At 64.7% G+C, this 9,604-nt stretch carries 11 protein-coding genes and 1 pseudogene; 3 read left to right on the top strand and 9 right to left on the bottom strand.

Going from position 1 to position 9,604, the window contains the following annotated elements; genetic code table 11:
• A pseudogene (locus ACP97_RS08060) lies at positions 1 to 647 on the top strand (hypothetical protein); the annotation flags it as partial.
• Position 648: 1 nt separating this feature from the next.
• Here the strand turns inward: ACP97_RS08060 and ACP97_RS21020 are convergent.
• The 7 genes from ACP97_RS21020 to gcvT all read right to left on the bottom strand — a co-directional run bounded on the left by ACP97_RS21020 (position 649) and on the right by gcvT (position 6,207).
• The gene (locus ACP97_RS21020) at positions 649 to 780 is read right to left on the bottom strand and encodes a DUF7503 family protein (RefSeq protein ID WP_272913438.1); all 132 of its coding nucleotides are present in this window, start codon (positions 778 to 780) and stop codon (positions 649 to 651) included.
• 278 nt (positions 781 to 1,058) lie between these two features.
• On the bottom strand, positions 1,059 to 1,250 hold the full coding sequence (locus ACP97_RS08055) for a hypothetical protein (RefSeq protein WP_049997318.1): 192 nt from the start codon (positions 1,248 to 1,250) through the stop codon (positions 1,059 to 1,061).
• 83 nt (positions 1,251 to 1,333) lie between these two features.
• On the bottom strand, positions 1,334 to 1,765 hold the full coding sequence (locus tag ACP97_RS08050) for a nickel-responsive transcriptional regulator NikR (protein WP_049997317.1): 432 nt from the start codon (positions 1,763 to 1,765) through the stop codon (positions 1,334 to 1,336).
• A gap of 70 nt (positions 1,766 to 1,835) precedes the next feature.
• The gene (gcvPB, locus tag ACP97_RS08045; protein WP_049997331.1) at positions 1,836 to 3,266 is read right to left on the bottom strand and encodes an aminomethyl-transferring glycine dehydrogenase subunit GcvPB; all 1,431 of its coding nucleotides are present in this window, start codon (positions 3,264 to 3,266) and stop codon (positions 1,836 to 1,838) included.
• Between the two features lie 55 nt (positions 3,267 to 3,321).
• Positions 3,322 to 4,650 carry an aminomethyl-transferring glycine dehydrogenase subunit GcvPA gene (gene gcvPA / locus ACP97_RS08040; RefSeq protein ID WP_049997316.1) on the bottom strand — a complete coding sequence of 443 codons (1,329 nt, stop codon included), beginning with the start codon at positions 4,648 to 4,650 and terminating at the stop codon, positions 3,322 to 3,324.
• Between the two features lie 82 nt (positions 4,651 to 4,732).
• Positions 4,733 to 5,116 (bottom strand): glycine cleavage system protein GcvH, encoded by a 384-nt coding sequence (gcvH, locus tag ACP97_RS08035; protein WP_049997315.1) that lies wholly within the window; start codon positions 5,114 to 5,116, stop codon positions 4,733 to 4,735.
• A complete protein-coding gene (gcvT, locus tag ACP97_RS08030; protein WP_049997314.1) occupies positions 5,113 to 6,207 on the bottom strand; it encodes a glycine cleavage system aminomethyltransferase GcvT in 1,095 nt (364 codons plus the stop codon). The genes gcvH and gcvT overlap by 4 nt, the downstream gene beginning before the upstream one ends.
• A 78-nt stretch (positions 6,208 to 6,285) precedes the next feature.
• Between gcvT and ACP97_RS08025 the strand changes: the two genes are divergently transcribed.
• Positions 6,286 to 7,062, top strand: coding sequence for an inositol monophosphatase family protein (locus ACP97_RS08025; protein WP_049997313.1), 777 nt, complete (start codon positions 6,286 to 6,288; stop codon positions 7,060 to 7,062).
• A gap of 21 nt (positions 7,063 to 7,083) precedes the next feature.
• Here the strand turns inward: ACP97_RS08025 and ACP97_RS08020 are convergent, their stop codons facing one another.
• Together ACP97_RS08020 and ACP97_RS08015 are read right to left on the bottom strand one after the other, a co-directional pair.
• Positions 7,084 to 7,311, bottom strand: coding sequence for a hypothetical protein (locus ACP97_RS08020; protein WP_049997312.1), 228 nt, complete (start codon positions 7,309 to 7,311; stop codon positions 7,084 to 7,086).
• A gap of 80 nt (positions 7,312 to 7,391) precedes the next feature.
• A complete protein-coding gene (locus ACP97_RS08015) occupies positions 7,392 to 8,975 on the bottom strand; it encodes a S8 family serine peptidase (protein ID WP_049997330.1) in 1,584 nt (527 codons plus the stop codon).
• Between the two features lie 152 nt (positions 8,976 to 9,127).
• Between ACP97_RS08015 and ACP97_RS08010 the strand changes: the two genes are divergently transcribed.
• On the top strand, positions 9,128 to 9,574 hold the full coding sequence (locus ACP97_RS08010) for an NYN domain-containing protein (RefSeq protein WP_049997311.1): 447 nt from the start codon (positions 9,128 to 9,130) through the stop codon (positions 9,572 to 9,574).
• The last annotated feature ends 30 nt before the right edge of the window (positions 9,575 to 9,604 follow it).

The raw sequence follows: 9,604 nt of genomic DNA, 5'->3' as shown, positions 1-9,604 counted from the left end.
TATTGGCGGCGTTGTCTGCGGGGGTAATGGTTTTACGTCGACCTGGCGGCCACGTCGATAGCGAGGGGTTCGCGTGTGCCGACGGCCGCCTCGACGCACGAGAACTCGATTCAGTGGGGATGGACGCCTTCTTGCTGAACGCCTGCCAATCGTATCGACAGGGGATGGCGCTCATCGAGGGTGGAGCCATCGGCGGGATCGTCACCCTCTCGGACATCCTCAATAGCGAGGGCATCAAGATGGGGCGGGCGCTCGCACGCCTGCTCAACGCCGGGTTCCCGCTGCGCGCTGCGCTCGACATCGCCCGCGGCGAGAGCATCATGGGCGATGAATATCTGGTGGTTGGTGATGGTGGATTAGCGATTGCGCAGGTTGCGCACTTCCATCCGAACTTGTGTGAAATTGAACGAAATGATGGCTTATTTGAGGTAAGATACAAAGCCTACCCCACTTCGCGGGCAGGTATTGGAAGTATCGTACGACCAGAAATCGGCGGCAACTCAGAACACTATATTTCAGCTGGGATCATTGAATCGTTCAGCATCTCTAAGAACGAACTTGCAAGTTTCCTCTCGCTTGAGAACATCCCCTTGTTAATACAAGGGAGGCTACGATGGAGTCAGAGCGTTGATCTTGAATCTCTCTAAGCTACGGGCCAGCTATACCGGTATGATTGGCCGCCACAGATCCCATCTGTGACAGCAGCACGGTCAGGCTGAACAGCGCGGCGAGCGTTTTCGGGTGGCGTTGCAGGTACGTTCGGAGTTGGTCATCGGACATGACGATTACACCCATGCGCCCCTCGAATATGAATATTTTCGAATATATCCTACACGAATAATAAAAATCTTATTTCATCGCCTATGTGCTAAATACAATCATATTTTTCGATTTGGGCGATAATAACGGTTAGCAGCCATGGAAACGGCTTTGGGGGGCTATCGTATTTGCGTTGTTACCAACTACCAGTACAATAGTTAGCGCGAGCGAGCGAGAGCTGCCCGGCGGCACGCACGCGCGGCTGTCCGCGCCGTGAACGAGCGTCGTGAAAAGAGCCGTTACGAGAGTTTCGTGCGCAGGTCGTCCCAGCAGTCGGGACAGAGCTGCCGGTCGATGCAGTAGCGTTTGACCTCGGCTTCGTTACCCATGAACTGTTTCGTCGAGCGCGTCGTGTCCTCGATCTCGAGGGTGACGCGGTGGCGCGGCCGTCCTTCGGAGACGGTCTCGCCACAGAGCGGACACGCTGGCATACTATGTACTACTGTGACACGACCACATAAATCTATCTGGCCGGGGTCGATGTTCCATGACGACTGTCACGGACCGTCACCGCTCACTCGCTGTCGGCGAGCGGACCGGCGAAGTCGTCGACCGGCATCACCGAATAATCCACGCTGAGGGTGTTCTGCGTCGCGCGGATCTTCCCGACGAACGCCGAGATCGCTTCCAAGGAGCCATCCAGAATGAACAGTTCCATGCAGTAGTGGTTGCCGACGTGGCTGTGGAAGTTCGCGGCGACGAGTGCTTCGTGTTCGTGGCGCAGGTGCATCAGTCGCTCCTCGACGCTCGTCGTCTCGTAGTTGAACAGCACCGTGACGACGCCCATGAGTTCGCGCTCCTCGAGTCGTGCGTCCTCGAACTCCCCGAGAAGATCACGCGCGGCGTCACGGATCACCTCGCTGCGCCCGGTATAGCCGTGATCGTCGGCGAACTCGTCGATTCGGTTCAGCAGTTCCTCGGGCATCGAGACACTGACGACGGTCATATACCAACCGCCGACCGCAGCGCTACTAAACCTTAGCAACACAGCGGCTCACTCGGTGATGAGTTGTGAACTACTCCTCGAACAGCGCCTGCCACGACAGCCGCGGGTTCCGGGCGGCGTCCGCCTGGTCGATGCGGCCCGCCGCGGTCCGTTCGGGCGCGGTTTCGAGCGCCTCGTCGCTGTCGGCGGCCGCCCGGTCGAACGCGCGCGCGAGCTGGTCGAGCGCGGCCCGACTTTCGGCCTCGGTCGGTTCGGTCATCAGCGCCTCGTCCACTATTTCGGGCCACTTCGTCGTCGGCGGATGCACGCCGTAATCGAGCATGCGCTTTGCGACGTCGGCCGCATCCCGGCCGGCGCTGGCGACGAACTCGTGGTGGAACGGCGAGAACGGGATTTCGTAGTCGATCTGGCTGGCGAGATAGTTCGCGTTCAGCACGGCTTTCGCGCTCGTGTCTGAAAGTCCAGAATCGCCGAGCCGGGCGATGTAGGCGTAGGTCTTGAGCAATACGAGCCAGTTGCCGTCGAACTCGTGCACTTTCCCGATCGAGTGCTCCGGCTCGACGCGCTCGTACTCCCCATCGGATTCTCCGATCTGTGGCGTCGGGAGGTAGGGGGCGAGTTCCTCGACGACGCCCACCGGCCCGGCACCCGGTCCACCGCCGCCGTGGGGTGTGGCGAACGTCTTGTGGACGTTGTAGTGCATCACGTCGAAGCCCATGTCGCCCGGTCGCGCACGACCCAAGAGCGCGTTGAGGTTCGCGCCGTCGTAGTAGAGCAGTCCCCCGGCGTCGTGGACGATGTCGGCGATCTCTTCGATGTCGCGCTCGAACAGTCCAAGCGTGTTGGGGTTGGTAAGCATCAGCGCCGCCGTGTCGTCTCCTACCGCCGCTTCGAGCGCCTCCACGTCGACGCGACCGTCCTCGGCGCTCGGCAGCGAGACGACGTCGTACCCTGCGAGCGCCGCGCTGGCGAAGTTCGTGCCGTGAGCGCTCTCGGGGACGATGATCTCGTTTCTGTCGTTGCCGTGCTCCTCGTGGTAGGCTTTCGCCACCAGGATCCCCGTGAACTCGCCGGCGGCCCCGGCGGGTGGCTGGAGGGTGACACTGTGCATGCCGCCGATACGCGCGAGATACGACTGGAGGTGATGGCGGAGTTCGAGCGTGCCCTGCGTGCTCGCCGCCGAGCGCGCGGGGTGGATCCCTGCCCCCGGCAGCGCCGCCACGTCCTCGGTGAACTTCGGGTTGTACTTCATCGTACAGCTGCCGAGCGGGAACGGCCCGCTCTCGACGCCGTAGTTCATCTGTGAGAGGCGCGTGTAGTGGCGGGCGAGTTCCGGCTCCGAGAGGTCGGGGAGGTCGACCGACTCGCGAGTGAGGTCGTCGGGCAGCGGTCCGTCCTCGACCGCGACCTCCGCCGAGCGCTTCTCGGCGAGCAGCGGTTCGTAGGTGTCCTCGCTCCCGTCGCCGTCCTCGCGCGTCCACCGGGCTTGGTCGTATCTCATGCGAACCTCCGTGGTGAGCATGAGGCGGGGAGGACGCGGAGCGTCCGACCGTGTTTCATGCGACCACCTCGAAGGCGTCCACGAGATCGTCGGTCTGCCCGGTGTTCGTCTCGGTGACACAGATTTGCACCAGATGCTCGTCGATGGCGTGGACCGCGAAGCCCTCGCCTTCGAGGTCTTTTCTGACGTCTGCCGCCGGCCGGTCGGTGCGGACGGCGAACTCCCGGAAGTGGTGGCGGTCGTGGGCCGGCGCGTCCACACCCTCGACGTCGTCCAGCCGTTCGGCGAGGTCGCTCGCGTTCGTCACACAGTCCTCGGCGAGATTCACCAGTCCGTCGGGACCGAGCCATGCGGCGTGCATGGCGGCCCTGAGCGCCACCCACGCCTGATTCGTGCAGATGTTGGAGGTCGCGCGCTCGCGCCGGATGTGCTGCTCTCTGGTCTGGAGGGTCAGCGTGTACGCTCGTTTACCACTACTGTCCTCGCCCGCACCGACCAGCCGCCCCGGAACCTGCCGGAGGAATTCTTCACGTGTGGCGAACAGTCCGAGACCCAACCCGCCGCTCGCACCCAGTCCGAGCGCCGCGTCGCCGACCACCACGTCAGCCCCGACACGTGCCGGTTCTTCGAGTAGCGAGAGCGCCACGAGGTCCGAACCGAGACAGAACAGTGCGCCGTGCTCGTCGGCCAGGTCCCCGATCTCTTCCAGACCTTCCTCGATGGTGCCTCTGACGGTCGGATTCTCGGCGTAGACCATCGCACAGTCGTCGTCGAGCACCGCTTCGAGTTCAGTGCAGTCGGCGTTGCCGTCGTCCATCGGGTACGTTTCGACGACGGCATCGGTGCCGGCGAGGTAGTTTTCGAGGACTGCGCGCCGCCCCTCGGCGAGCAGTTCCGGTATCAGTACCCGATTGCCATCCACCGAGCGCACCCGCAGCGCGAGCGTCGCAGCCTCGCCGAGCGCGCTCGCGCCGTCGTACATCGAGCAGTTCGCTATCTCCAGTCCCGTGAGTTCGACCAGTAGTGACTGGTACTCGAACAGCGACTGGAGGAATCCCTGCGCGACCTCGGGCTGGTACTGCGTATAGGAACTGAGGAACTCCGAGCGGTCGGCGAGGTGATCGACCATCGAGGGCACGTAGTGGTCGTAGTGGCCGCGACCCAGAAACTCCGTGAGGTCGTCGTCGCGGTCGAGATGGAGCCGTACCTCCCGTCTGATCTCGCGCTCGTCTCGTGGTCTGATGCCGAACTCGTCGTCGAAGCGAACCTCTTCCGGAATGTCGAACAGCGCCGCTTCACTATCGACCCCGACCGCATCGAGCATCGCCGCCGTCTCGGAGTCGGTGTGTGGCGCGAACGGGCTTCCCCGGCCGGTCTCACTCATCGCCGTCCTCCCGTGCTGTATGCGGACATCTGCTATCGAACGGTCCGAACGCGGCCCATATCAGACCGTCGGTCTCGGGGAATTACTCGATCTGGTCGCGGTACTCGTCGGCGCTCAGCAGTTCGTCCATACCACTGTCGTCGCCGAGGTCGACTTCGAGCATCCAGCCCTCGCCGTAGGGATCGTCGTTGAGCAGTTCGGGCGTGTCGAGCAGGTCGTCGTTCGTCGCACTCACGGTGCCCGAGACGGGCGAGTAGAGGTCCGACACCGCCTTGATGGACTCGACTACGCCGAACTGCTCGTCGTGGGAGATTTCCTCGCCCTCGTCGGGGAACTCGACGAAGACGATGTCGCCGAGTTCGTCCTGTGCGAAATCGGAGATACCCACCCGGGCAGTGTCTCCATCCGCGCTGGCCCACTCGTGGCTCTCCATGTACCGGCGGTCGTCGGGAACGTCGAAGCTCATCGTTCGTAGAAGGGGAGCGCCCTGATATGTGCATCTTTCGCCTCGCCGCGAACGACGACGGCGACCTCGGTTCCCGGCTCGGTGTACTCCGTTGGCACGTAGCCCAACCCGATTGGAGTGTTCAAGTAGGGAGCCATCGTCCCGCTGGTCACCGTGCCGATTGCTTCTCCCTCGGTGTTTCGAATCTCGTAGCCGTGGCGGGCCACCGCGCGCTCGTCGAGTTCGAAGCCCGCGAGTCGCTCGTCGGGTCCCGACTCCTCGACCGCCGCGAGCGCGTCCCGACCGACGAACTCGGTATCGGTGTCGACCGCGAAGCCGATGCCCGCCTCGTAGGGGTTGCGCGGGTTCTCGTCACTGTCGAAGTCTTGGCCGGCGAGCAACAGTCCGGCCTCCATGCGCAGCGTGTCGCGCGCGCCGAGCCCGCAGGGCTGGCAGTCGAACGCCTCCCAGACCGCTTCTGCATCCGCCCACGGGAAGATCACCTCGAAGCCGTCCTCGCCCGTGTAGCCCGTGCGCGCGAGCAGCCCCTCGCTCCCGGCAATCGTCGCATCGGTCGCCGTGAAATTCGGGAGCTCCGCGAGCGCATCGTCGCCGGTCGCCTCGGCGACGAGGTCGGCCGAGTCGGGTCCCTGGACCGCGATCATCGCGTACTCCTCGGTCCGGTTCTCGACCGTGGCGTCGAGATTCCACTCCTCGCGGTGGGCGTTCCACCGCTCTTCCATCGCGACGTCGTTGCCCGCGTTCGGGACGAACAGGAACTCATCACTGTGGCTCTCGGGCAGTCGGTACAGCATCGTGTCGTCGAGGATCACTCCCTCGGAATCGGTGATAGCCGCGTACTGGGCCCCGCCGGCGTCGACCGCGCGCACGTCGTTGCTGGTGAGTCGGTTCATCAGTTCGTCGGCGTCGGGGCCGGATACGACGATCTCGCCCATGTGCGAGACGTCGAACTTGCCGACCCGCTCGCGGACGCTCTCGTGTTCGGTGCGGATCGAGTCGAACTCGACGGGCATCTCCCAGCCGCCGAACTCCGTGACCGTTGCGTCGCGGGCCTCGTGGCTACTGGCAAGCGGCGGTGTGCGAAGCGTCATACCGGGGCCTCGCGCCGCGGGGTCTAATGGTTTGCTTCCGGCGACCGATTTTTACTCCCCGGCGTCGTCGCGTCCGTCATGACAGAGACCCGGGCCGAGTGCGCGACACGAGCGGCCGACGTCGGCGCGAGCGTCGCGCTCGAAGCGTTCCGTGGCGACCTCTCGGTGGAGACGAAATCGGACAAAACCGACCTCGTCACCGCAACCGACCGCGCCGCCCAGCGTCGCACCGTCGACTGCATCCGCGAGGGATTTCCGGACGACGCCATCGTCGGCGAGGAGTCGGATGCCCGGAAGACCGTGCCAGAGGACGGGCCGGCGTGGATCATCGACCCCATCGACGGGACGAGCAACTTCGTCCGCGGGTTACGAGTCTGGGGAACCAGCGTCGCAGCGGTGGCCGACGGCGAACCGGTCGCGGCGGCCACGGTGTTTCCGGCACTCGGCGATACGTATCTCGCCGACGGGGAGGAGACGACGCTCAACGGCAACCCGGTTCGCGTGAGCGCGCGCGAGGACCCCGAGACGTTCGCGGTCGCGCCGATCCTCCTCGGCGGGGACTTCGGAACCACGGTGGGCGCGCTCGCCGAGTGTTTCGGCGATATCCGTCGATTCGGCTGCGCGCAAGCGACGCTCGCGGCGGTCGCTGGCGGTTCGTTCGACGCCGCCGTCGCCACGACGAGGATGAGCCCGTGGGATACGGTCGCGGGCGCGCACATGATTCGCCGGGCCGGCGGGCGCGTGACCGACCTCGCGGGCCAGCCGTGGCGTCACGACAGCGACGGATTGGTCGCCTCGAACGGCCACGCACACGAGGAACTCCTCGATACGCTTCGGAGTGCCGCCGAAAAGTAATACGAACCGCCGCTAACCGTATTAGCTGCTGTGTGGCGGTTCGTCGCGGTGGTTGTCCGGGTTCTCGGCCTCACGGGCGGCTGCTTCCCGCTTTTCGGATTCGACGTCGACCTCGCCCTCGGCGGCTTCCTCGCGGGCCCGCTCGGCCTCCTCTTCGCGTGCCTCTTTCGCCTCCTCGCTCTCGTTCTCTTCCTCTTCTTTTTCCTTTGCGAGCGTGACGTCGCGCTCGTGTGGGTCGTCCTCGCTCATACCCCGTCTTTCGGGACCCGAGAACTTCAATATCCACCTTGCTGGCGATGGGTGTGGCGAGCGTGAGTCCGACAGGACGGTCAGGCGGTCTCGGTGATGGTCAGCGTGTAGCTCCCGCCGCCCGAGTACGAGTCCACGAGCACGTACAGCGCGCTCGACGTGTCCGGGCTGTCGATGGTGATCGTCTCCTGACTGTCCGGCGTCCACGAGCGGTAGTCGTAGCTGCCCGTCGTCGGACACGAACCGGTCCCGTCGTTCGCGTAGAGGTCGAAGTCCGCGTTCGCCGGCCCGTCGATCTCGACGACGACCTGCGACGGTGAACCGTACTCGAAGCCGTACGACCAGCACTTCGAGTCGTAGGAACTCGATAGCGAGCCGTCGACCGACGTGCTCGTCGACGTTCCGCCATCACCGCCTCCGCCACCACCACCGCCGCCATCGCCGCTTCCGGGATCAGTCGAGACCGCATTGGCGGCATCGACCCGGCCCGACCCCTGTTCGTCGGCGGGAAGTCCGACATCGACCGCCGTGTTCTTCAGGTGGCTTCGGAGTTCACTATTGGTGAGGTTCCACTGGGCGAGCGTCAGCCCCGCGACGCCCGAAACTGCTGGCGTCGCCATCGACGTGCCCGAGAGCTTCTCGTAGCTCCCACGGGTTTCGGTCGTCGTCGAGAGCACGTCCGAACCCGGTGCGGCGAGTTCGATCTCGTTGCCGTACTGCGAGTAGGAGGCGAGGTTCTCGTTCGAGTCGAGCGCCGAGACGGCGAGACATTCGTTGTACGCCGCCGGGTACGACACGCTCCCCGTCCCGTTGTTCCCCGCCGCGGCGACGACCAGCGAGCCGTTCGACTGGGCGTACGAGACGGCGTTTTTCATCGTGTTCGTGTAGCCACCCCCGCCGAGCGACATGTTGATGACGTCGGCACCCTGGTCGGCGGCCCACTCGATGGCGTCGGCGATGTCGGCGGTCGACCCCGACCCGCCCTCGTCGAGTGCACGCCCCGACAGGAGTGTGGAGTTGCCCATGCCGGCCACACCGGTTCCGTTGTCGGTGTTCGAGGCGACGATGCCGGCGACGTGCGTGCCGTGATACTCGTCTGCGGGCACGTCGGGATACGGGTCGCCGTCGTTGTCGGCGAAGTCCTTCCCCTTCTCGGAGCCGAAGTTCCCGGCCAGATCGGGATGGTCGTACTGCACCCCCGTATCGATGACGGCGACCGTCACGTTGGCGTCGCCGAGCGTAGTGTCCCACGCCGCGGGTGCATTGACCTGCTGGGGCGCGTACTGGTCGGCGAAGCGCGGGTCGTTCGGCGTGGCGAGCGATTGATGGGTCGCGTTCGACTCGGCGTACTTCACCTCGTCCTTTTTCGTCATCGCGTCGACGAAGTTCTCCTTCGCGTGGTCGGGGGCCTGACTCGGGAACTGCACCGCCACGTAGCTAAGGGTCTCGTTTCTGTGGACGATGCGTGCGTTGCCGGGGACGGCCCGTTTGACAGTCGCCTCCATATCGCTCGTCGACGTCGAGACGCCGACGAGGATCTCGTCTTTCTTCGGGCCGGGCTGACGACCGGGAGCCGCCGACGCGACGCCCATCCCGGAAAACAGCGTCCCCGCGCCGAGTGCTTTCAGTACCGTTCGCCGGTCGAGTGTGGGTTTCTCAACCATGATGCGTCCACACGAGCACATCCTATCGAGTTAAATCTTACTAAATAAATAATGCAATATACCTCGATACACGTTACTCGTCGATGGACCGTGAGTGCTCGCCCTCGACCGTACACCGGCACGGCTTTGTCCGTCCTCGCGGAAGCCGGCGTATGCGCGAGCGGCTCCGCGAGGCGGTGTCGAAATCGAGCGACGAGCCAGCAGTTGGACTGTTCGTCGACGGCCCGAACGTGCTCAGAAGCGAGTTCGACGTGGACCTCGACGACGTCCGCGCGCTCGCCGCCGAACGCGGTCGCCTCGCCGTCGCCCGGCTGTATCTCGACGAACACGCCACGCCGGGACTGATTCAGGCCGCCGAGGCCCGCGGGTTCGAAGTCTGCATCACCAGTGGCGACGTCGACGTGAAACTCGCGGTCGACGCGACCGCCGCCATCGACGATTTCACCGTTCTGACGATCGCCTCGCGCGATACGGACTTCAAGCCGGTGCTCGAACACGCCGCCCGTCGCGGTGTCGAGACGTTCGCCATCGCGCCCGGCGCACACGGGCGGTCGGACGCGCTGCGCAACGCGGCCCACGACAGCGCGACGCTCGAATAGGTAACCGATTTGGGGCGGCACCCACAGAGA

It is taken from the genome of Halococcus sediminicola, from assembly GCF_000755245.1.
In the GTDB taxonomy this organism is placed as follows: Archaea; Halobacteriota; Halobacteria; order Halobacteriales; family Halococcaceae; genus Halococcus; species Halococcus sediminicola.
This window is presented reverse-complemented; position numbering and strand designations above follow the sequence as displayed.

Bases quoted from the DNA above. Each gene is read 5' to 3' on its own strand.
- gcvH (WP_049997315.1), bottom strand. From the start codon at position 5,116: ATGAGCTTCGACGTTCCCGACGACCGCCGGTACATGGAGAGCCACGAG.
- gcvT (WP_049997314.1), bottom strand. From the start codon at position 6,207: ATGACGCTTCGCACACCGCCGCTTGCCAGTAGCCACGAGGCCCGCGAC.
- ACP97_RS08025 (WP_049997313.1), top strand. From the start codon at position 6,286: ATGACAGAGACCCGGGCCGAGTGCGCGACACGAGCGGCCGACGTCGGC.
- ACP97_RS21020 (WP_272913438.1), bottom strand. From the start codon at position 780: ATGTCCGATGACCAACTCCGAACGTACCTGCAACGCCACCCGAAAACG.
- ACP97_RS08055 (WP_049997318.1), bottom strand. From the start codon at position 1,250: ATGCCAGCGTGTCCGCTCTGTGGCGAGACCGTCTCCGAAGGACGGCCG.
- gcvPB (WP_049997331.1), bottom strand. From the start codon at position 3,266: ATGAGATACGACCAAGCCCGGTGGACGCGCGAGGACGGCGACGGGAGC.
- gcvPA (WP_049997316.1), bottom strand. From the start codon at position 4,650: ATGAGTGAGACCGGCCGGGGAAGCCCGTTCGCGCCACACACCGACTCC.
- ACP97_RS08020 (WP_049997312.1), bottom strand. From the start codon at position 7,311: ATGAGCGAGGACGACCCACACGAGCGCGACGTCACGCTCGCAAAGGAA.
- ACP97_RS08015 (WP_049997330.1), bottom strand. From the start codon at position 8,975: ATGGTTGAGAAACCCACACTCGACCGGCGAACGGTACTGAAAGCACTC.
- ACP97_RS08010 (WP_049997311.1), top strand. From the start codon at position 9,128: ATGCGCGAGCGGCTCCGCGAGGCGGTGTCGAAATCGAGCGACGAGCCA.
- ACP97_RS08050 (WP_049997317.1), bottom strand. From the start codon at position 1,765: ATGACCGTCGTCAGTGTCTCGATGCCCGAGGAACTGCTGAACCGAATC.